The following is a 21043-nucleotide window of genomic DNA, read 5'->3' on the forward strand; positions in this document are numbered from 1 at the left end:
GATGTCGACGAAGTTCCTGAGGCGGGGTGGTCGCGCGGTCGCGGCCACCCTGATCCTTTCCCTCGCGCTGACCGGTTGTGGTTCCGACGAACCCGCGCCCGCGGCACAGCAGGCACCGGCGGAATCGACCGTCCCGGTCACGAAGCCGTTCGACGGTGTCCGGCCGACGAACGTGAAGATCCCCAAGATCGGCGCGGAGTCGAACCTGATCGCGGTCGCGATCAACAAGGACGGCAAGATGGCCGTCCCTTCGGCGAAGAAGCCGATGCAGGCCGCCTGGTACCAGCTTTCGCCGGTACCCGGTGACGTCGGCCCGGCGATCGTGCTCGGGCACGTCGACGGCAACAAGCAGCCGGGCATCTTCTACAAGCTCAAGGACGTCAACCCGGGCGACGAGGTGCTCGTCGACCGCAGCGACGGCAAGAGCCTGAAGTTCGTGGTCGAGAAGAAGGACCAGGTCCCCAAGGACAAGTTCCCCGAGGACGCGGTCTACGGCAACACGGACAAGCCGCAGCTGCGGCTGATCACCTGTGGCGGTGTCTTCGACAAGGAAGAGCACAGCTACAAGGACAACATCATCGTCTACGCCAACCTGGTCGCCTGACGAGCGAGAAGTGTCATGAAAGGGCCGTTCAGGACGAAAAATGTCCTGAACGGCCCTTTCATGACATCCGGGGTCGGGAGACCGGGTCAGCCGACGCCCGAGGCCGGGAACGGGAACCCGCCGGGAGCGGCCGCCTCCGGATCGACCCACTTCCGCATCCCCGCGTCACAGGCCGCGTAACCCCAGTTGATCAACCGCTCTTGCAGCACTTCCGGCAGTTTCGTCAGCCGCGTCGGGGTTTCCGCCAGCCCGTGCGTGAGCTCGACAGGCGCGTCCAGCGCGTCCTCCAGCTCGAAGTTCGAGAGGTCGACGTAGGAACCCCAATAGGTGCCCGCGAAATCCTTCTCCACGTACGACTTCAGCAGCGCGCCCCGCCGCAGTTCGCGGACCTGGTTGTCGATCACGTCGAGGACGCGCAGCAACTGCCGTCCCCAGTCGCGCGGCACCTTCGGCGTGACCTTCATCCGCTTGCCCGCGTCGCTGACCAGCACCGTCGCGTGCCCTTCGACCGGGTCCAGGCCGAGGTTGTCGTAGACGCCGGCGTCGCTCAGCACGATCTTGCGGCCCTTCTCCGTCGACAGCGGATCGTGGATCGCCACCGGCGACAGCATCGGCGGGAACGCCGAGGACGCGGCCACCGCGGTCGCGAGCGGGATGTTCCCGTGCGCCCCGTTCTGCCGGAAGAACCACCACAGCGCGCCGTCCTGCAGGTTCGTCGCGGTGAAGACGAACTGCGGGCCGTCGGGATCCAGATCCTTGAGGCAGCAGTCGCCGAACAGGTGTTTCGCGTACACCCGCGCGAGTTCCTCGCCGGCGCTCCGCCACGGAACGGCCATGGCCCGCAAGGTGACCGGGATGTCGAGTCGCGTGCGCGCCAGGTTCCGGACCGGCGCGACGACCTTGTCGTCGAAGTTGCCCGCGACACCGTTTTCGAACTTCAAGTCCGACCATGCGTGGGCGAGCACGCCCGCGGCGATCGAACCGCCCGAGACGCTGGAGAACGTCGAGATCTTGGACAGCCAGCCGAGTTCGTTGAGCCGCCAAAGGGCTCCGGTGTGAAACAGCATCGCGCGGTAGCCACCGCCGGAAAGCGCCAGGCCGACGCCTTGGCGGGGGTTCTTGGGCTCCATTTCATCCCCCATGTGAGCGAGTCTAGGGGGGTGAGTCGCCCGAACGCCACGAACCGTTACGACAGTAGAGGTATCAAGAGGTGGCGTTGGTCTTCCGGTACGTATTCCGCGTAGTTGTCGTAGAGCGCCTGCTTGGCCAGCCTCGACGCGCGTTCGCCGTCCGAGTCCCGGATCGCTCCCAGCACCTCTTCGTGATGCGTGAGCCAGTTGCGCATCAACGCGGTCCGGTCGTCGGCGTGTTCCAGTTTGTCCTCGATGAGTTCCAGGACGACCCCGCGGACGACTTCGCCGCTGATCACCAGCAGCGGGTTCCCCGTCGCGCGGGCGATGGCTTCGTGGAACGCGACGTCCGCGTGCGAGAACTCCGCGAATCCCTTCGAGACGCCCGCGCGCATCGCCTCCAGCGCCGCGTCCAGTTCGGCGAGGTGATCTTCGGTCCTGAGCTGCGCGGCGAGCAGATGTGCGGAACCGTCGAGGACCATGCGGAACTGCAGGAGTTCGGACAGGCCGAGGTGGTCGGCCCGCGCCAGCCGGTGCATGGACCGGTGCAACGCGGCGGGTGAGGCGGCCAGGACCTCGGGGCCGCGCGGGTCGCCGGGCCGCGAGCGGATCATCTCCGCCGCTTGCAGCACGCGCAGCGCTTCCCGCACCGTCGAGCGGCCGACGTCGAACTGGACCATCAGCTCGCGTTCGCTCGGCAGCCGGTCGCCGGGTTTGATCCGGCCGCTGAACACGGCTTCCTCGATCTGTTCGACGACGCGCTGGTACGCGCGGACAGGGGCGACCGGCTCGAATTCCATCTTGACCCTGCCGTCTCGTCTGGTTTACTGGTCAGACCAGTCTACCGGTCAGGGGGCAGGATGAAAGCCCGGATCCATGCGGCGGCCCTCGCGTTGCTGCTGGTGACGTCCGGTTGCTCCGCCGGTTCGAGTGCCACGGTCGCCAAGGATCCCGGCACGCTCGCCATCGGCTACACCGCCGAACCCGCGAACTTCGACTTCACCCGCACCGACGGCGCCGCCATCCCGCAGGCCTTGCTCTACAACGTCTACGAGGGCCTGGTGAAACTCGACGCGGACGCGAAGATCGTGCCGCTGCTGGCCGAATCGTGGACGGTCTCGGGAGACGGCAAGACCTACGACTTCAAGCTGCGGAAGAACGCGAAGTTCAGCAACGGTGCGCCGTTCACCGCCGAGGACGTCAAGTTCTCCCTGATGCGCGTCAAAACCGACTGGACCGTTTCGATCAAGTCCACAATGGACGTCGTCGACCGGGTGGACGTCGTCGCGCCGGATCACGCGCGGGTCGTGCTCACGAAACCCAGCAACGGCTGGCTGTTCAGCCTCACCAGCAGGCTCGGCGCGATGTTCAGCCCGACCGGCGTCGCGGATCTGGCGAACAAACCGGTCGGCACCGGACCGTACACGGTGTCCTCGCGCAGGCGCGGCGATTCCATCGTGCTCAAGCAGAATCCCGCGTACTGGGGCACGAAACCGGCCTACTCGACCGTGGTCCTCAAGTACATCAAGGATCCGACCGCGCTCAACAACGCCTTGCTCAGCAACGGGATCGACGTCATCTCCGCGATCACCGTGCCGGATTCGATCCCGCAGTTCCAGAGCGACGACCGGTTCACCGTCGTCGAGGGCACGACGAACAGCGAGGTCACGCTCGCGTTCAACAACGCCCGCGCGCCGCTGAACGACGTCCGGGTCCGGCGCGCGCTGTCGTACGCCATCGATCGGAAGGCTTTGCTGGACACGGCCTGGGCCGGTCGCGGGACGCTCATCGGCAGCATGGTCCCGCCGACGGATCCCTGGTACGAGGATCTCTCGAACGCGTATCCGTTCGATCCCGCGAAGGCGAAAGCGCTGCTCGCCGAGGCCGGACAGCCGAATCCCTCACTCCGGCTGCGGATCCCGAACCTGCCGTACGCCGTGTCGGCCGCGCAGGTGGTGGCGTCGCAGCTGGCGGACGTCGGGGTCACGGTGACGATCGAGCCGCTGGACTTCCCGGCGGTGTGGCTCAAGCAGGTCTTCACCGACCACGACTACGACCTCTCGATCATCCAGCACGTCGAGGCCCGAGACATCGTCACCTTCGGCAAGCCGAAGTACTACTGGGGTTACGACGGCAAGGACGTCCAGCGGGAGCTGGCGAAGGCAGACGCCGGAACGCCTCAGGAGCAGGTCGGCGCGATGCGCCAGGTCGCGCGGCGGCTGTCCGAGGACGCGGCCGCGGACTGGCTCTTCCTGTTCCCCAACGTGATCGTGGCGAAGAACAAGGTGACCGGGTTCGTCCGCAACCAGGTCAGCGAGTCCTTCGATCTCACGGGATTGGCGCCGCGATGACCGTCAAGATCGTGCGCCGCGTAGCGATCCTCGTCGCCAGTGTGCTGGTCGCGTCCATCGTGGTGTTCCTGTTCATGGCCGTGCTTCCGGGCGATCCGGCGCAGGTCGCGCTCGGCGTCAACGCGACACCGGAACTGGTCGCGAAGACCCGCGCCGAATTCGGCATCGACCGGCCGCTGGTGACGCAGTACTTCGACTGGATCGGCGGTGTCCTGCACGGCGACTTCGGCCGCTCGTACGTCACTCGCGAGGAGATCGGGCCCGCCCTGACCGACCGGCTCGGCGTGACGTTGTGGCTGGTCGGGGCCGGGATGCTGGTGGCGTTGCTGATCGCCGTCCCGGCGGGCACGTTCGCCGCGGTGCGGCATCGGAAGGCCGACGGCACGGCGGTTTCCGGGCTGTCGCAGATCGGTGTCGCGATCCCCGCCTTCCTCGCCGGCATCATCCTGGTGCAGATCTTCGCGGTGCAGCTGCGCTGGCTGCCCTCCGGTGGCTGGACGCCGCCGGTGCAGGACCCCGGCGAATTCCTCCGCGGTCTCGTCCTGCCCGCTCTGTCGCTGGGACTCGTGCAGGGCGCGGTGCTCACGCGCTACGTGCGGTCCGCGGTGCTTGACACGCTCGGCCAGGACTACCTGCGCACCGCGCGGTCCAAGGGACTCCGGCCGTTCCAGGCGCTGTTCCGGCACGGGCTGCGCAACGCCTCCGTGCCGGTGGTCACGGTGCTCGGCCTGCAGCTGTCGACGCTGCTGATCGGCGCCGTCGTCGTCGAGCGCGTGTTCGTGCTGCCGGGGCTGGGAAGCATGCTGCTCGACTCGGTGGCGTCGCGGGATCTGTTGTCCGTGCAGGGGATCGTGCTGGTCTTGGTGGTCGGCGTGCTGCTGGTGAACTTCGTGGTCGACGTCCTGTACACGGTGCTCGACCCGAGATTGCGAGGTTCCTGATGCGCAATCGCAGCCTCGTGATCGGCGGCGTCCTGGTCGCGCTGATCGTGCTCGCCGCGGTGCTTTCGTTCGTGTGGACGCCGTTCGACCCGGTGAAGGTCGACGCGCCGAACCGGCTGCACGAGTTCAGCGGCGCGAACCTGCTCGGCACCGACAGCTTCGGCCGTGACGTGCTCAGCCAGATCATGGTCGGCGCGCGGACGACGCTGTACGTCGGCGTGGTCGCGGTCGGCATCGCGGCGCTGATCGGGACGCCGCTGGGGATCCTCGCCGGGATGTCGTCGCGGTGGCTGGGCGAGTTCGTCATGCGCGTCAACGACCTCGTGCTCGCGTTCCCCGCGTTGCTGCTGGCGATCATGTTCGGTGCGGTGTTCGGGGCGGACACGCTGACCGCGATGGTCGCGATCGGCATCGCGACCATCCCGTCGTTCGCGCGGATCGCGCGTTCGGGGACGCTGCAGGTGATGAGCAGCGAGTTCGTGCTGGCCGCGCGGTCGGCGGGCCGGTCGCGGCTGAACATCGCGGCGCGGCATGTGCTGCCGAACATCTCCGGGCTGCTGATTGTGCAGGCGTCGGTGTCGTTCGCGATCGCCGTGCTCGCGGAAGCGGCGTTGTCGTTCCTCGGCTTCGGCACGCGGCCGCCGACCCCGTCGTGGGGCCGCATGCTGCAGGAATCGCAGGTGTTCCTGACCCTGCATCCGCGGCTCGCGCTCGTGCCCGGCGTCGCGATCGCCATCGCCGTCCTCGGCTTCAACCTGCTCGGCGACGGCCTGCGCGATCGTCTCGATCCCCGATTGGCGGCGCGGCTATGACCCTCGAAGTCCATGGTCTCGGCATTTCCGGGCTGGTCCGCGACGTCTCGTTCGGCATCGCTCGCGGTGAGCGGGTCGGGCTGATCGGCGAGTCCGGCTCCGGGAAGTCGTTGACGGCGTTGTCGATCATGGGGCTTCTGCCCGAAGAGCTCGCCGCCTCCGGATCGGTGAAACTCGACGGCCGCGAGCTGCTCGGCGCGCCGGAAAAGGAACTGTCGCGGTTGCGGGGCAACGACCTGTCGATGGTGTTCCAGGAACCGATGACCGCGCTGAACCCGGCGATGCGGGTCGGCGCGCAGGTGGCCGAACCGATGCGGATCCACCGCGACGGCAGGAACCATCGCGCCGCGGCGGAGTCGCTATTGGACTCCGTCGGGTTGCCCGGCACCTTCCGTGCCTATCCGCATCAGCTGTCCGGCGGGCAGCGGCAGCGCGTCGTCCTCGCGATCGCGCTGGCCAACGACCCGAAACTGCTGATCTGCGACGAGCCGACGACGGCGCTGGACGTCACCGTGCAGGCGCAGATCCTCGAACTGATCCTCGACGGCATCCGCGAGCGGGAGAGCGCACTGCTGTTCATCACGCACGACCTCGCCGTCGTGGCGTCGGTGTGCGAGCGGGTGCTGGTGATGCTGGACGGCGAGATCGTCGAAGCCGGAACCACCCGCGAGGTGCTTACCGCGCCGAAGCACGAGTACACGAAGAAGCTTTTGGCCGCTTCGGATCTGGAGGCGAGCCGATGATGATCTCCGTTCGGGACCTCGAACGCCGCTACACCCGACGTGATGTCCATGCCCTGCGCGGAGTCTCGTTCGACGTCGAGGCTGGTCAGCGCTTCGGGATCGTCGGCGAGTCGGGATCGGGGAAGTCCACTTTGGTCAGATTGCTGGCCGCGCTCGACAAGCCGACCGCGGGCAGCGTCTCGTTCCAGGGCAAACGCGTCGACACGCTGCCGGAGCGGAAACTCGGCTTCCTGCGGTCGGAACTCCAGATCGTCTTCCAGGATCCGATGGGTTCGCTCGATCCGCGGATGCGGGTCCGGGACATCATTTCCGAGCCGTTGGGGCGCCGAGATCCCGCGCGGGTTTCGGAGCTGTTGAAGGCGGTCGGGCTGCCTTCGGATGTCGCAGGGCGGTATCCGCACCAGTTCTCCGGCGGGCAGCGGCAGCGCATCTCGATCGCGCGGGCGCTCGCGCCGAACCCGAGCGTCCTCATCGCGGACGAACCGGTGAGCGCGCTCGACGTCTCGGTGCGGAAGCAGATCCTCGACCTGCTCGCGTCGCTGGTCGAGCTGTACTCGCTGACGCTGATCTTCGTCTCGCACGACCTCGGCGTGGTGCGGCACGTGTGCGACCGGGTCGCGGTGATGCGGCGCGGGGAGATCGTCGAGCTGGGCGACGTCGACCAGGTCTACGACGCGCCGGAGCACGAATACACCAGGGAATTGCTGGCGGCCGCGCCGAATCTGCGGGCCGAGCTGGCGCGGTTGAGGGGAGGGGACGATGGCTGACTACCCAGAGGGGCTGCCGATCGGCGATGGCTGGGTGTCCACTGTGGACGTCGAGCCGGTCTTGTTCCCCTACGACGGGAGCGAGATCGGCCGGGCGCCGGTCGGAACGCCGGAGCTGGCCACGCGGGCGATCGACGAGGCCGTCGCGGTGTTCAAGCAGGTCGCGGCCTTGCCGTCGCGTACTCGGCGTTCGCTGCTGAACGACGTCGCGGCCGCTTTGGAAGCGCGGCGCTCCGAATTCGAGCAGCTCCTGGTCCTCGAAACCGGAAAACCGCTGGTGGATTGCCGGGTCGAGGTCGCGCGCACGATCGTCACCTGGCAGGCCGCGGCCGAGGAGGTCTCGCGGCTGCACGGCGAGACCGTGCCGCTCGACCTGCTGCCGTCCGGCGACGGGCTGGTCGGGTTCTGGAAACGCAAGCCGATCGGGGTCGTCGTCGGCATCGCCGGGTTCAACTATCCGCTGCTGCTGGCATCGCACAAGATCGCGCCCGCCATCGCGGCGGGCTGCCCGGTGGTGGTGAAACCCGCGCCGCAGACGCCGCTGGCGACGTTGTGGCTGGTGCATCTCGTGCGCTCGCTGACCGACCTGCCCGCGATGGTCCAGCTGGTCACCGGGGACGCGGCCGTCGGCTCCGCGCTGGTCACGGACCGGCGCGCCGGCGCGGTGTCGTTCACCGGATCCGCGCTGGTCGGGCACCGGATCGCCCGCGACGCGGCGCCCACGAAGACGTTGCTGGAGCTGGGTTCCAATGCGGCTCTGGTGGTCGCGGAGGACGCGGATCTCGACGCGGCCGCGGACGCCGTGCTGCGCGGCGGGTTCTACGCGTCCGGGCAGGCCTGCATTTCCGTGCAGCGCGTACTGGTCGTCGATGCCGTCGCCGAGGAATTCACCGAACGGGTGCTCGCGCGGCTGGGCGAGGTCGTCACCGGTGATCCGCGAGACGAGAAGACGCGAGTCTCGGCGCTGATCGACGCGGCGTCGACAAGGCGCGTTCAGGACTGGGTCGACAAGGCGACTTCGGCCGGCGCGCGCCTGATCGGAGGCGGTGTCGACGGCACCGTGTGGCGGCCCGCCGTGCTGCTCGACGTGCCCGACGGCGTCGAATGCTGGGACGAGGAGATCTTCGGGCCCGTCGTCTGTATCCGCCGGGTGTCCTCTGTGGACGAAGCGTTCGACGCGGTCAACGCCTCGCGCTACGGCCTTCACGCTTCGGTGTTCAGTACTTCCTTGAAGACCGCGTTCCGCGCGCTCGACGAGCTGGAGGTCGGCGGCGTGGTGGTCAACGAGGTGCCCGGTTTCCGGTCCGACACCATGCCGTACGGCGGGGTGAAGGACTCCGGGATCGGGCGGGAAGGGCCGCGGTTCGCGGTCGAGGAACTGACCGTGACGAGGATGGCGGTGCTGCGACCGTGAGTTACGAGAACCTGTTCCGGCTGGACGGCAAGCGAGCCGTCGTCCTCGGCGGCGGCAGCGGGATCGGCCGCGAATCGGCGAAAGCCCTGGCCGCGCACGGTGCCGAGGTGATCGTCGCGGACCGCGACGTCGCCGCGGCCAAGGAAACCAGCGCCGGCGAGGCGTACGAGATCGACCTGCTCGAAGAGGGCGCCGCCGCGCGAGCCGCGGAGGAACTCGGCGAGGTCGACGTGGTCGTGCTGACCGCCGCGACCAACGTGCGCAAACGGCTGCTGGAGTACTCGCGCGAGGAATTCGACCGGGTGATCGCGCTGAACCTCGGCGCGACGTTCGAGGTCGTCCGCGCGTTCGGCGCCGGGATGGTCGAGCGCGGGCGGGGGAGCATCGTCGGGTTCTCGTCGATCCGCGGCACCACCGTCGAGCCGGGACAAGGACCGTACGCGGCGACGAAAGCCGGGCTGGTGCAGCTGTTCCGCACGGCCGCGGCCGAGTTCGGCCCGGCCGGGGTGCGGGTCAACGCGATCGCGCCCGGCGTCGTCGAGACCCCGCTGACAGCGCAGATCAAAGCGAATCCGGACTGGTACGACGCCTACGCGACCAAGGGCGCGCTCGGCCGGTGGGCGCGTCCGGACGAACTCGCCGGCGCCGTCGTCTACCTGGCCTCGGACGCGTCGTCGTTCGTGACCGGCTCCGTGCTGGCGGTGGACGGCGGCTGGACCGCGGTCGACGGCCGCTTCGAACCGCCCGCGACGTGAGGAGCCCTGCCGTGCCGGAGTTGCCCGATCTGACCGCCGTCGAACTGGTCGCGCGATACCGCGCCGGGACGTTGTCGCCGGTCGAGGTCACCGAAGCGGTCCTCGCCCGTGTCGAGGCGCGCGAACCCGAACTGCACGCGCTCTACGCGTACGACCCGAGTGGTGCGCGCGAAGACGCGAAGGCGTCCGAAAGCCGTTGGCACGCCGGGGAACCGCTCGGCCCGATCGACGGCGTCCCTATGACGCTCAAGGAGAACATCGCGACCCGGGGCACCCCGGTCCCGCTCGGCACGGCCGCCACTTCACTGACGCCCGCGTCCGAGGACGCACCGGCGGGCGCTCGCGTGCGCGAGTCGGGCGGTGTCCTGCTGGGCAAGACGACCATGCCGGACTACGGGATGCTGACGTCCGGGCTGTCGAGCTTCCACACCGCGTCGCGGAATCCGTGGGACACCACGCGTACCCCCGGCGGCTCCAGCGCGGGCGCCGGTTCGGCGGCGGCCGCCGGCTACGGCCCGCTGCACGTCGGCACCGACATCGGCGGCTCGATCCGGCTGCCCGCCGGCTGGTGCGGCCTGGTCGGGTTGAAGCCGAGTTTCGGCCGGGTACCGGTGGATCCGCCGTTCCTCGGCCGCGTCGCCGGGCCGATGACGCGGACCGTGGCCGACACCGCGCTGCTGATGAGCGTGCTGTCCGGTGTGGACGGTCGCGACCACCTTTCGCTGCCGCCCTCGTCGCTCGACTGGACCGCACTGTCCGGTGAGGTCGAAGGCCTGCGGATCGGGCTGCACCTCGACCCAGGCGTCGGGCTTCCCGTGTTGCCGGAGACGATCGCCGCCGTCACCGAAGCCGCACGTGTCTTCGAGGCCGCCGGTGCCGTCGTCGAGCCGGTTTCGCCGTTCCTGCGCCGCGAAATGCTCGACGGACTCGACACTTTCTGGCGCGTCCGCGCCTGGTCGGACATGGCGGCGCTGCCCGAAGACCGCCGCGCGAAGGTGCTGCCGTACATCGCCGACTGGGCCGCCGGCGGCGCCGACGTCAGCGGCGTCGACGCTTATCGCGGCTTCGCGCAGATCGACGCCATCGCCGTCGCGACCCTGCGCGAGACCGAACGCTTCGACGTCGTCCTGTCGCCGACCTGCCCGGTCTCGGCCCCGCCCGCTGACTGGCCCTCGCCGACCAACGACCCGCGCCGCCCGTTCGAGCACATCGCGTTCACCGTGCCGTACAACATGTCCGGCCAGCCCGCGGTCTCGATCAACTGCGGCTACACGAGCGACGACCAGCCCGTCGGCCTGCAAATCAGCGGGCGCCGCTTCGCCGACCTCGACGTCCTTCGCGTCGCTGCCGCCTACGAAACCCTTCGCCCCACCCCGCGCCCCTGGCCCTGACCCCCACCCCACGCATTTAGTCCTCTGGATGCGGTCCTTGTCGTGCGCAAGGACCGCATCCAGAGGACTAAATGCGTCAGCTCGGGTGGCTTTGCCTTGCCGATCGGCAACAGAAAAGATCAAAGCCCCGGTGACATGACCAGTAGGTCAGGGGCCATCCGGGGCTATTCGCCGATCAGTTTAGCAGAGGAGTTCCGAGAGTGACCAGCGCCGGAGCGGAGGACTGGATCGAAGCCTGGCTGTCGAAGCCGAGGTTCTCGGTCTACCTGCAAGCGGCGAACCAGGACCGAGAGCGGGCCGCGCGGTTGTACGAGTGGAACGCGGCCGTGTCCGCGGCGTTCCATCACGACCTGTCCCACCTGGAAGTGGCCCTGCGCAACGCCTATGACCGGGCACTGGGCAACGCCGTCGCGGCCGGGACGGCACATTGGGTCTTCCAGGCGACGACGATCTTCCCGTCTCGATGGCGGAAGGCGGCGAACGGTACGCGGTACGACGTCAACGAGACGAGCCGGCGGCTGATGGCCGAAGCCATCAGGAACGCGACCCCGAAGATCAGGCGTCCGGCTGAATCGACCGCGTCACCTTCGCCCGGGAAGGTGATCGCCGAGCTCAGCTTCGGCTTCTGGCGGTATCTGTCCGCGAGACGTCATCACGACCCGCTCTGGATTCCTTACCTGCACCTGGCTTTTCGAGCCGGGACCGACCGTCGTGACGTCGACAAGCACGTCGAGCGCTTGCACAGACTGCGCAACCGTGTCGCTCATCACGAGCCCTTACTCGCTCTCGACGTCCAAGAGCACTGGAAAGACGTGCAGAACCTCGCTGCGCTCATCTCGCCGCGGGTAGCCGGCTACATCGCGGCCAACAGTTCCTGTGCACGGCTGTTGGCCGCACGTCCGAGCTAGCCGGCGATCGCGTCGGCCAGCGCCAGGATCCGCCGCGCGTTCTCCACGTGCAGGTTCTCGATCATCCGCCCGTCCACGGTCACGACGCCCTGCCCGGCCGCCTGCGCCTCCTCGAACGCCGAGATGATCTTGCGTGACCGCGCGATCTCCTCCTCCGAAGGTGCGAAGATCCGGTTGCACGGCTCCAACTGGGCCGGGTGGATCAGCGTCTTGCCGTCGAAGCCGAACTGGCGCCCTTGCAGGCATTCCGCCTCGAAGCCTTCGAGGTCCTTCACGTCGTTGTAGACGCCGTCGAGGATCGCCTTGCCGGTCGCCCGCGCGGCCAGCAGCGCGAGCGAAAGCCCGCCCAGCAGCGGCGCGCGGCCGGGGACGAACTCGGCGTGCAGTTCCTTCGCCAGGTCGTTCGTGCCCATGACCAGCACGGTCAGCCGCTCGGACGCCGCGGCGATCTCCTCGGCGTGCAGCATCGCGACCGGGGTTTCGACCATCGCCCAGATCTTCGTGTGGTCCGGCGCGCCGCCGAGTTCCAGCGCGCGCTCGATGTTGTGCACCTCGGCGGCGGAGTTCACCTTCGGGACCACGACCGCGGCCGGGCCCGCCTGTGCGGCGGCTCGCAGGTCCGCGTCGTGCCATTCGGTGTCGAGGCCGTTCACGCGGATGGTCACCTCGCGCGAGCCGTACTCCTTCGACGACGCGGCGGCGCAAACGCGTTCACGTGCGGCTTCCTTCGCGTCGGGCGCGACGGCGTCTTCGAGGTCGAGGATGAGGCCGTCCGCGTCGAGCGTCTTGGCCTTCTCCAGCGCTCTTTCGTTCGCGCCGGGCATGTAGAGGACGGAACGGCGGGGGTTCATGCGGAGGCCTCCTTGGTGGCCGCGTCGTAGGCAGCGGCGAGTTCGGGGTCGTCGGCGGCCAGGGCGTCGGCGAGTTCGGCGACCACCCGGCACTGCTTCACCGAGGCGTCGTCCTGCATCTTGCCGTCGATCATCACCGCGCCGGTGCCGTCGCCCATCGCGGCGATCACGCGCCGTGCCCAGGCCACGTCCTCGGGCGCGGGCGAGAACACCTTCTTGGCGATGTCGATCTGCACCGGGTGCAGGCTCCAGGCACCCACGCAGCCGAGCAGGAACGCGTTGCGGAACTGGTCTTCGCAGGCCACGACGTCGCGAATGTCGCCGAACGGCCCGTAGTACGGCAGGATCCCGTTCGCCGCGCAGGCGTCGACCATCCGCGCGACGGTGTAGTGCCACAGATCCTGCTGGTACGTCGTGCGTCCCGCGTTCAGGTCTTCGCCGGTCGGGTCCGTGCGCACCAGGTAACCGGGGTGACCGCCACCCACCCGGGTGGTCTTCATCCGGCGGCTGGCCGCGAGGTCGGCCGGGCCGAGCGAGATGCCCTGCATCCGGGGGCTCGCGCCGGCGATCTCCTCGACGTTCACGACGCCGCTGGCGGTTTCCAGGATCGCGTGCACCAGCAGCGGTTTCGTCAGCCCGGCCCGCGCTTCGAGCTGCGCGAGCAGCCTGTCGACGTAGTGGATGTCCTGCGCGCCTTCGACCTTCGGCACCATGATCACGTCGAGCTTGTCGCCGATCTCGGTGACCAGCGTGATCAGGTCGTCGAGCACCCACGGCGAGTCGAGGCTGTTGACGCGGGTCCACAGCTGCGTCTTGCCGAAGTCGGTCGCCTTCGCGATGGCGACGAGCCCGTTCCGCGCGGCCTCCTTGCGGTCGGCGCGCACGGCGTCTTCGAGATTGCCGAGCAGGACGTCGACCTTCTTGGCGAGATCCGGGACCTTGGCGGCCATTTTCTCGTTGCTGGGGTCGAAGAAGTGGATCATCCGCGAAGGAGGCACGGGGATCTGGCGGAGCGGTTCCGGCGCCCCCACCGCGAGCGGGGCGAAGAAATCCTTCGGCGAACGCATCGTTCCTCCATCGCAACGGGCTAAGTGACCGACGGGTAACCCTAAACCCGGAAGGCGGGGAACCGCTGCGGCGCAGCTCACCTCCAAGGGGACACGATCGGGAATCGCGGAGGAATCTGTGGACGACTGGGCCTTGCCGGGTTTCACCGAGATGGGGTCGCTGGGCGAAGGTGGATTCGGGCGGGTCGTCCTGGCACGACATGACGAATCCGCGCAGGTCGTGGCCATCAAATACCTGTACGCGAGGTTCGCCGCGGACCCGCTGCGGCTGGCCGAATTCCGCCACGAGGCCCACGTCCTGAGCCGCGTTTCGGGGCCCCACATCGCCCGTCTGCACCAGTTCGTGGAGACCGCGCAGGGCGCGGCCATCATCATGGAAGCCGTTCACGGAATCTCCCTGAAAGAGATCCTCGGCCGCCAGGAGAAGCTCGAACCCGAAGCCGCGCTGGCCATCCTCAAGGGCTCGCTGCTCGGCCTCGCCGGCGCGCACGCCGCGGGCACCGTCCACCGCGACTACAAACCGGCCAACGTCCTGGTCACCCGCGAGGGGCAGAGCAAGCTCGTCGACTTCGGCATCGCCGTCCTGGCCGGGCAGGCCGGCGTCGCCGCGGGCACGCCCGCGTACATGGCGCCCGAGCAGTGGGCGGGTGGGATCGCCACCCCGGCGACCGACGTCTACGCCGCGACCTGCGTGTTCTTCCAGTGCGTCGCCGGGCACAAGCCGTACGAGGCCGAACAGACCGAAGTGCTGCGCACACTGCACGAATACGCCCCGATCCCGTTCGGCGAGGTTCCCGAACCGGTCCGCGACCTCATCGCGCGCGGGATGGCGAAGGACGTCGCCCAGCGGCCGTCGGGCGCGGCCGAGTTCGTCGCCGAACTGGAGTCGTCCGCCCGGAAGGCGTACGGCGAAGACTGGGAGCGCAACGGCTGGCACTGGCTCGCCAAGGGCGCCGGTGTCCTGGTCGCGCTGTCCCCGCTGGCCCTGCTCGGAGCCGGGACGGCCGCCGCGCCGGTCGTCGCGGGCGGCGCGGCGGGCGGGGTCGCGGCGACCACCGGCGGCGGGATCGCGGTCGGCCTCAAGGTGACCGCCGCGCTCGCCGCCGCCACCGCGGTCACCGTCGGCACGGTCGTGGTGATCAACACCAACGGCGACGACCCACCGCCGACCACGACGCTCTCCGCGATGAAGGTCGACCTCCTCACCCGCACCGAGAAGTTCGACGGCTTCGACTACAACGGCAAATACGTCCGGATCAGCGGGCTGAGGGACAAGGTCGCCGAACAGCGGGTCAACAAGGCGCTGATGGCGCCGATCGACGGCTGGCTGGAGAACTTCTGGCCCGACAGCTACCAGCCGCAGCGCGAACCCGACGGCGACATCCCGCACATGAAGACCGAGGCCGAGATCCTGCGCCAGGACGACAAGCTGGTCTCTGTCGTCTACAAGCGCTCGATCGACTCCGTCCAGTTCGGCAACCACGGCGGGTTCAGCGTCCGCCCGATCGTCATCGACCTGACGAAGGGCGAGCAGATCTCCACCGCGCACCTCTTCGACAACGTCGACGGCACCGCCGCGCGGATGCGGACACTCGAAGGCCGGATCCTCGACTCGGCGAGGCCGGGCGACTGCTTCTCGGACAAGCCGAGCTCGCCCGAGCACCTCCCGGCGACGGCGATGTCGGAGCGGTACACCTTCGACTACGACTCCATCGTGCAGGCGGCGCCCACGGCCAACGGCATGCGGTTCTACGTCTACGGCTCCGCGCTCGGCTATCCGCGCGTCTGCGACCCGACCGAGGTCACCACCGAATACGCCCGCTTGACCGACTTGCTGAGCCCTTCGGTGCTGAACCTGCTCGGCCTCGCAGGAGGCGGCACGCAGGGCAAACGGACCAAAGAGGACAACGTCGGCGCCTTCACCATCACCACGCCGGAGAAGTGGTGGCTGCTCTCCAGCGCGCCCATCGAGCGCTACCTGGTGACCGCCGACCAGTGTTCGAACGGCGGAATGCAGCCGTTCCACTGCGCGGGCGTCGTCTTCAGCGACAACTCCCGCGTCGACGCGGCCACCCCGCCGTACGAACCGGGCAAGCCGTACAACCGGTCCAACGGCCCGCGTCCGTGTCATTCCGTCGGGGCGCCGGGCGAGACGCAGGGTTCACCCATCTTGCAGAAAAAGGACCTGCGACCGGTCGCGACGAAGAAAGCCGCTTACGAGGAGTGGCGGCTCACCTGCTCCGGAGGCGGCACGGTCACCCAGCGAGTGTGGTTCCTGCCGAAAACGCAGCTCGTGATCGTGGACGAATGGAACACTCCAGGCCTCGACAAGATCCTGGAAGAGGCACGATGGAACTGACCGACGAGTGGAGACTGCCCGGTTTCACCGAGCTGGAGCAGCTCGGCACGGGCACCTTCGGCCGCGTGGTGCTCGCGCGCCAGGACAACACCGGCCACGTCGTCGCGATCAAGTACCTCTTCTCCCGCTTCGCCGCCGAGCCCGCCTATCTCGCCGCGTTCCGCCAGGAGGCGCTGGCACTGCACCGCGTCGCGAGCCCGCACGTCGTGAAGCTGTACGAGTTCTTCGAGACGCAGCAGGGCGCGGCGATCGTGATGGAGGCGATCAACGGCGTCTCACTACGCGCGGTGCTCCAGGCCCAAGGCGCTCTCGAACCCGAAGCCGCGCTCGCCGTCCTGAAAGGCTCGCTGCTCGGGCTGGCCGCGGCGCACTCCGCCAATGTCGTCCACCGTGACTACAAACCGGCCAACGTCCTGGTCGCCGACACCGGCGAGAGCAAGCTGGTCGACTTCGGCACGGCCGTCCTGGCGGGTGAACGCGGACCGTCCGTCGGCACGCCCGCGTACATGGCGCCCGAGCAGTGGGCCGGTGGCGTGGCCTCGCCCGCGACCGACGTCTATGCCGCGACCTGCGTGTTCTTCCAGTGCGTCGCCGGTCATCGCCCGTACGAGGCGGAACAGACCGAGGTGCTGCGCACGCTGCACGAACACGCGCCCATCCCGTTCGGCGAAGTTCCCCAGCCGGTGCACGAGATCGTCGCGGCGGGGATGGCGAAGGACCCGTCCAAACGGCCGGTCGACGCGCTCACGTTCGTCGGCGAACTCGAACGCGTCGCCCGCGCGGGCTACGGCGAAGACTGGGAGCGCAAGGGCTGGTCCCGGCTGGCGAAGGCGACGGGCGTGCTCGTCGCGGCGACGCCGTTGGTCCTGCTCGGCGCCGGTACGGCGGCCGCACCCGGGGTCGCCGCCGCCGGAACGGGCGCGGTGGCCGCGTCGACCGGCGGGATCGCGGCCGGGCTGAAGATCGCCATCGGGGTCGTGGCCGCGACGGCTGCCGTGGTCGGCGGAGTGGTTGTCTTCTCCGACGCGAGCACCCCGCCACCGCAGCCGCCGCCGACCACTCAGCAGGCCGTCGCGCTCAAGGTCGCCATGAAGACCAGGACCGGGACAGTGCCCGGCACGAACATCGCCTACAGCGGGGACTATCCGGAGGTGACCGGGTCGCCGGATCAGGCCTGGCTGAAGCGGGTCAACGACGCCCTGACCGCGCCGATCGACGCCTGGAACGGCAAAACCGGGCCCGGCGCCGCCCAATTGGAGCCGGAACGCGGCCCGTACAAACTCCTCACGAAGGCCGACGTGCGCTCGCAGAACGATCGGTACCTCTCGGTGCGCTACACCCATGACCTGGAGAACAAACCGCATCCGACCTGGAGCTATGGCCGAGCCACGGTGACCGTCGACCTGAAGGAAGGCAGGGCGCTCACGCCTGCCGAGCTGTTCGCCCCCGGTGTCCTTTCGGACGACGGCATGCGGAAACTCACCGAGCGGATCTGGCCCGACAAGGAGCAGTGCGGCGTCCCCACCAGCACCTTCCCGTACCGGCCCCTGCGGTCGGCGGACCTCACCGACGAGCCGAAGGTGTGGCTCGCCTTCGCGCCGACGGCCGTCGAGATCACCGTCAACATGACCGACCTCGGCTTCACCACCGCCTGCGGGGTCCAGGACCACACGCTGCCCTACGACAAGGTGGCCGATCTGCTGAACCCCGCCCTCGTCGACGGCGTGACCAGCGGGACGACGGTCAAGGGAACGCCGTCCGCCCCGCCCGCGCAAGGACTCACCGACGTCTCGGCCGGCGCGCTGACCCTGCACCTGCCGAAGGACTGGACCGTGGTCTCGCAGGGACTGGAGAAGGTACTCGTCGCTCCTGGCTGTCCGGACCCCAAGAAGTACTTCAACTGCAAATACGTCCTGATCACGGACAACACCCAGCAGTCCGCCGAACAACCGCCGTACCGGCCGGGCGGTTTCTACCGGCGCAGCGCGGGCGGCCGGGCCTGCAACGCCGCCGGGCGCAAGGACCTCCGCCAAGAGGGTGACGCCGAGCGGACGGCTTCCACCACTGAAACGGTGGGCGGGGCGAAGGCGACGTATGAAGAGTGGACGATCCAGTGTGTTCCTCGTGGACAGACGGGCGGAAGCGGTGAGACGCGAGTGACTCAGCGGATCTGGTTCCTTGCGGACAGGCAAGTCGTCGTGATGGACGAGTGGCGGACGCCGGGCGTCGAAGATCTCCTCCGTACCGCGACGGTTTCCTGACCTGACCTGCGATGGTCCACAGTGGAATGACCATTCGCTGGGCCGAATGGCCTAACGTTTTGCTTCCCTTGCCGCGCCACTGTTCGCTGTCGGTCAGTTCGTGCTCGTGACCGTTCGGAGACAACCGGTAACACCACTTACCTCGTTCTCACTCGGTTGGCGGCACGGTCGGACTGAAGTCGAATGACCGCCTACCGACCGGTCACCGATCGCAAGGCGCCGCCGATCGCAGCCACTCGCGTTGTCCGGCGCCGCCGCCTCCCCGCCCTGTTAGACAGGTCATGTGCCGCTTCCACCGAGGTGGCACGGGATGAAGAGCCTTAGGGAAACCAGGTTCGAAGGAGGCGGAACGTGGCGGCTACACCGAACATGGAGAGCTCGACGGTCGCCGGTGGCGCGAAGCGCAGCCGGTCACTGCCGAGCCGGGTGGTGCCGCCGATCGAACTGCCCGCGAGCGTCGAGGAGCTTTCGCGCAAGGCGGCGGCCCTGCTCGGCTGGAACGGCATCGTCTTGCCGGAGACCACCGTGCTCGGCCGCAAGATCTGCGTGGTCGCCCGGCTCCGCACCGACGTGCACGCGGAGCGCATCGCGATGGGCATGGGTCCCGTCGTCGATCGCGCCACCGTCGACACCTGGACATGGCCAGAGCTGGCCGCGACCGCACCCGCGCCGGCCGCCGAGATCATCGGCGTCCTCGCGGTCGCCCGGCACTGGCGCACCGCGATGGCCTCCGCGGTTCCGTTCGCACGCTACGGCGAGGCCGCGATGGTGCTCCCATCGCCCGCCGTATTGACGGAGGACTACGTCGGCAACTGCCTGCCGCGTGCCCGTGCCTACGGCCTCGGCATCGTCACCGCCGACCCCAACGCGGTCGCCGACCTCGACCTCGAAGGCCACAGCGAGCGCATGATCCTGGACGAGGACCCGGTCTCGCGCCTGGTCAACGAGATCGTCTACGACCAGCTGCTGCGCGAAACCGAGCTTCCTGCCGAAGTCGACTGAACCGGCTAACGTCAGGTCCATGCGAGTAGTCATTGCGGGTGGACACGGACAGATCGCGCTGAAGCTGGAGAAACTTCTCGCTTCACGCGGTGATCAGGCGGTGGGGATCGTGCGCAATCCCGATCACGTCGCCGACCTCGAGGCCGCGGGCGCGGAAGCCGTCGTCCTCGATCTGGAAAAGTCCGATGTGGACGCCGTCGCCAAGGTGCTCGACGGCGCCGACGCCGCCATCTTCGCCGCGGGTGCCGGTCCCGGCAGCGGCACGGCCCGCAAGGACACTGTGGACAGGGCGGCCGCGGAACTCTTCGCGGCCGCGTCGGAACAGGCAGGCGTCCGGCGGCACATCCAGGTCGGGTCCATGGGAGCCGACAAATGGGAGACCGCGGACGTCCCGGAAGATTTCCGGATCTACCTCAAGGCCAAGAAAGCGGCCGAGGACGATCTGCGCGCCCGCGATCTCGAATGGACGATCCTGCGGCCGGGACAGCTCACGAACGACGAAGGCACCGGCGAGATCCTGATCGCCGAATCCACCGGACGCGGACCGATTCCCCGTCAGGACGTCGCCGCGATCCTCGTCGTGTTGCTGGACGATCCGTCGACGGCGGGCCGCGTCCTCGAAGCGATCTCGGGTGATACTGCTATCTCTCAGGCCGTTTCCGCTCTGTGAAAGCCCTGTTCCTGGCTAGTGTGTGGACGTAATCCGTCAGTGAAGTGAACGGAGAAAGTCCTTGCGCGAGGACATCGCGGTCTTCAGCGGCAGCGCCCACCCCGAGCTGGCCGAAGAGATCTGCACCCATCTCGGTGTTCCGCTGCATCCCGTGAAGGTGCAGCGGTTCGCCAACGACTGTCTCGAAGTCCAGCTGGAAGCGAACTGCCGCGAGCGCGACGTCTTCCTGATCCAGCCGTTGGTGCGGCCGGTGCAGGAACATCTCGTCGAACTGCTGCTGATGCTGGACGCCGCGCGGGGCGCGTCGGCGAAACGGATCACCGTCGTCATGCCGCACTACTCGTACGCCCGCTCGGACAAGAAGGACGCGCCGCGGATCTCGATCGGCGGCCGTCTCGTCGCCGACCTCCTGGCGACCGCCGGCGCCGACCGTGTCCTCGCGATGACGCTGCATTCGCCGCAGGTGCACGGTTTCTTCAGCGTCCCGGTCGATCATCTGCACGCGTTGCAGGAACTGGCCAAGCACTTCCGCCAGTACGACCTCTCCGAGACCACCGTGGTCTCGCCGGATCTCGGCAACGCCAAGGAAGCCGCGCATTTCGCCCGGCTGCTCGGGGTTCAGGTCGCCGCCGGCGCGAAACAGCGCTTCGCCGACGACAGGGTCGAGATCAGCTCGGTGATCGGTGAGATCACCGGCCGCGACGTGATCGTCCTCGACGACGAGATCGCCAAGGGCAGCACGGTGATCGAGCTGCTCTCGAAGTTGCGGGAACTGAAGGCGCGCTCGATCCGCGTCGCCTGCACGCACGGGTTGTTCTCCAGCGGCGCGCTGAAGCGGATCGGCGAGCAGGACGACGTGCTGGAGATCGTCTGCACCAACACGGTGCCGATCCCGCCGGAGGAGCAGAGCCCGAAGCTGCGGGTCCTGTCGATCGCGCCCGCGCTGGCGGAGGCGATGCGGCGGATCCACAACGGAGAGTCGGTCAGCGCACTGTTCGAACCCGCCTAGGTCTGCCC

Annotated in this window: 19 protein-coding genes; 15 read left to right on the forward strand and 4 right to left on the reverse strand. The window is 68.5% G+C overall.

Translation table 11 applies throughout. The annotated features are described in order from the left end of the window. The first annotated feature begins 1 nt into the window (after position 1). Entirely contained in the window at positions 2–604 is a 603-nt protein-coding gene (locus IE302_RS18930) for a class F sortase (RefSeq protein WP_191255835.1), read from the forward strand. Between the two features lie 86 nt (positions 605–690). Here the strand turns inward: IE302_RS18930 and IE302_RS18935 are convergent, their stop codons facing one another. Both IE302_RS18935 and IE302_RS18940 read right to left on the reverse strand, forming a co-directional pair. Then, positions 691–1734, reverse strand: a complete 1044-nt coding sequence (locus IE302_RS18935; protein ID WP_191256287.1) for a patatin-like phospholipase family protein — start codon at positions 1732–1734, stop codon at positions 691–693. Positions 1735–1790: 56 nt separating this feature from the next. After that, on the reverse strand, positions 1791–2534 hold the full coding sequence (locus IE302_RS18940; protein ID WP_191255836.1) for a FadR/GntR family transcriptional regulator: 744 nt from the start codon (positions 2532–2534) through the stop codon (positions 1791–1793). A 60-nt stretch (positions 2535–2594) separates the two neighbouring features. On the opposite strand from IE302_RS18940, the gene IE302_RS18945 reads away from it, so the two are divergent. From IE302_RS18945 to IE302_RS18985, 9 genes are all read left to right on the forward strand, one after another. Further along, positions 2595–4085 carry an ABC transporter substrate-binding protein gene (locus tag IE302_RS18945; protein ID WP_191255837.1) on the forward strand — a complete coding sequence of 497 codons (1491 nt, stop codon included), beginning with the start codon at positions 2595–2597 and terminating at the stop codon, positions 4083–4085. Continuing rightward, positions 4082–5026: an ABC transporter permease gene (locus IE302_RS18950; RefSeq protein WP_191255838.1), complete on the forward strand. Its 945-nt coding sequence runs from the start codon at positions 4082–4084 to the stop codon at positions 5024–5026. The genes IE302_RS18945 and IE302_RS18950 overlap by 4 nt, the downstream gene beginning before the upstream one ends. Next, positions 5026–5838 carry an ABC transporter permease gene (locus IE302_RS18955; RefSeq protein WP_191255839.1) on the forward strand — a complete coding sequence of 271 codons (813 nt, stop codon included), beginning with the start codon at positions 5026–5028 and terminating at the stop codon, positions 5836–5838. Before IE302_RS18950 ends, IE302_RS18955 begins: the two co-directional genes overlap by 1 nt. Next, positions 5835–6581, forward strand: coding sequence for an ATP-binding cassette domain-containing protein (locus tag IE302_RS18960; protein WP_191255840.1), 747 nt, complete (start codon positions 5835–5837; stop codon positions 6579–6581). The genes IE302_RS18955 and IE302_RS18960 overlap by 4 nt, the downstream gene beginning before the upstream one ends. Beyond that, positions 6578–7348: an ABC transporter ATP-binding protein gene (locus IE302_RS18965; RefSeq protein WP_191255841.1), complete on the forward strand. Its 771-nt coding sequence runs from the start codon at positions 6578–6580 to the stop codon at positions 7346–7348. The genes IE302_RS18960 and IE302_RS18965 overlap by 4 nt, the downstream gene beginning before the upstream one ends. Then, complete coding sequence (locus IE302_RS18970; protein ID WP_191255842.1) at positions 7341–8762, forward strand: aldehyde dehydrogenase family protein; 1422 nt, start codon at positions 7341–7343, stop codon at positions 8760–8762. Before IE302_RS18965 ends, IE302_RS18970 begins: the two co-directional genes overlap by 8 nt. Beyond that, positions 8759–9517, forward strand: coding sequence for an SDR family NAD(P)-dependent oxidoreductase (locus tag IE302_RS18975; protein ID WP_191255843.1), 759 nt, complete (start codon positions 8759–8761; stop codon positions 9515–9517). The genes IE302_RS18970 and IE302_RS18975 overlap by 4 nt, the downstream gene beginning before the upstream one ends. Before the next feature lie 11 nt (positions 9518–9528). Next, on the forward strand, positions 9529–10908 hold the full coding sequence (locus IE302_RS18980) for an amidase (protein ID WP_191255844.1): 1380 nt from the start codon (positions 9529–9531) through the stop codon (positions 10906–10908). A gap of 200 nt (positions 10909–11108) precedes the next feature. Next, a complete protein-coding gene (locus IE302_RS18985) occupies positions 11109–11816 on the forward strand; it encodes an Abi family protein (protein WP_191255845.1) in 708 nt (235 codons plus the stop codon). Here the strand turns inward: IE302_RS18985 and IE302_RS18990 are convergent. Together IE302_RS18990 and IE302_RS18995 are read right to left on the reverse strand one after the other, a co-directional pair. Further along, the gene (locus IE302_RS18990) at positions 11813–12667 is read right to left on the reverse strand and encodes an HpcH/HpaI aldolase/citrate lyase family protein (RefSeq protein WP_191255846.1); all 855 of its coding nucleotides are present in this window, start codon (positions 12665–12667) and stop codon (positions 11813–11815) included. The two genes, IE302_RS18985 and IE302_RS18990, sit on opposite strands and share 4 nt — an antisense overlap. After that, entirely contained in the window at positions 12664–13734 is a 1071-nt protein-coding gene (locus tag IE302_RS18995; protein ID WP_191255847.1) for an HpcH/HpaI aldolase/citrate lyase family protein, read from the reverse strand. Before IE302_RS18995 ends, IE302_RS18990 begins: the two co-directional genes overlap by 4 nt. A gap of 118 nt (positions 13735–13852) precedes the next feature. Between IE302_RS18995 and IE302_RS19000 the strand changes: the two genes are divergently transcribed. From IE302_RS19000 to IE302_RS19020, 5 genes are all read left to right on the forward strand, one after another. Continuing rightward, on the forward strand, positions 13853–16093 hold the full coding sequence (locus IE302_RS19000; RefSeq protein ID WP_191255848.1) for a serine/threonine-protein kinase: 2241 nt from the start codon (positions 13853–13855) through the stop codon (positions 16091–16093). Further along, a complete protein-coding gene (locus IE302_RS19005; RefSeq protein ID WP_191255849.1) occupies positions 16084–18354 on the forward strand; it encodes a serine/threonine-protein kinase in 2271 nt (756 codons plus the stop codon). Before IE302_RS19000 ends, IE302_RS19005 begins: the two co-directional genes overlap by 10 nt. Before the next feature lie 351 nt (positions 18355–18705). Further along, positions 18706–19356 carry a hypothetical protein gene (locus IE302_RS19010; protein WP_191255850.1) on the forward strand — a complete coding sequence of 217 codons (651 nt, stop codon included), beginning with the start codon at positions 18706–18708 and terminating at the stop codon, positions 19354–19356. 19 nt (positions 19357–19375) lie between these two features. Next, positions 19376–20026: an NAD(P)H-binding protein gene (locus tag IE302_RS19015; RefSeq protein WP_191255851.1), complete on the forward strand. Its 651-nt coding sequence runs from the start codon at positions 19376–19378 to the stop codon at positions 20024–20026. 61 nt (positions 20027–20087) lie between these two features. Then, complete coding sequence (locus IE302_RS19020) at positions 20088–21035, forward strand: ribose-phosphate diphosphokinase (protein WP_191255852.1); 948 nt, start codon at positions 20088–20090, stop codon at positions 21033–21035. Positions 21036–21043: the final 8 nt, after the last annotated feature.

The organism is Amycolatopsis oliviviridis, assembly GCF_014654365.1.
GTDB classification, from domain to species: Bacteria; Actinomycetota; Actinomycetes; order Mycobacteriales; family Pseudonocardiaceae; genus Amycolatopsis; species Amycolatopsis oliviviridis.

Coding starts and splice junctions, on each gene's coding strand:
- IE302_RS18930 (WP_191255835.1), top strand. CDS start 2: ATGTCGACGAAGTTCCTGAGGCGGGGTGGTCGCGCGGTCGCGGCCACC.
- IE302_RS18935 (WP_191256287.1), bottom strand. CDS start 1,734: ATGGAGCCCAAGAACCCCCGCCAAGGCGTCGGCCTGGCGCTTTCCGGC.
- IE302_RS18940 (WP_191255836.1), bottom strand. CDS start 2,534: ATGGAATTCGAGCCGGTCGCCCCTGTCCGCGCGTACCAGCGCGTCGTC.
- IE302_RS18945 (WP_191255837.1), top strand. CDS start 2,595: ATGAAAGCCCGGATCCATGCGGCGGCCCTCGCGTTGCTGCTGGTGACG.
- IE302_RS18950 (WP_191255838.1), top strand. CDS start 4,082: ATGACCGTCAAGATCGTGCGCCGCGTAGCGATCCTCGTCGCCAGTGTG.
- IE302_RS18955 (WP_191255839.1), top strand. CDS start 5,026: ATGCGCAATCGCAGCCTCGTGATCGGCGGCGTCCTGGTCGCGCTGATC.
- IE302_RS18960 (WP_191255840.1), top strand. CDS start 5,835: ATGACCCTCGAAGTCCATGGTCTCGGCATTTCCGGGCTGGTCCGCGAC.
- IE302_RS18965 (WP_191255841.1), top strand. CDS start 6,578: ATGATGATCTCCGTTCGGGACCTCGAACGCCGCTACACCCGACGTGAT.
- IE302_RS18970 (WP_191255842.1), top strand. CDS start 7,341: ATGGCTGACTACCCAGAGGGGCTGCCGATCGGCGATGGCTGGGTGTCC.
- IE302_RS18990 (WP_191255846.1), bottom strand. CDS start 12,667: ATGAACCCCCGCCGTTCCGTCCTCTACATGCCCGGCGCGAACGAAAGA.
- IE302_RS18995 (WP_191255847.1), bottom strand. CDS start 13,734: ATGCGTTCGCCGAAGGATTTCTTCGCCCCGCTCGCGGTGGGGGCGCCG.
- IE302_RS19005 (WP_191255849.1), top strand. CDS start 16,084: ATGGAACTGACCGACGAGTGGAGACTGCCCGGTTTCACCGAGCTGGAG.
- IE302_RS19015 (WP_191255851.1), top strand. CDS start 19,376: ATGCGAGTAGTCATTGCGGGTGGACACGGACAGATCGCGCTGAAGCTG.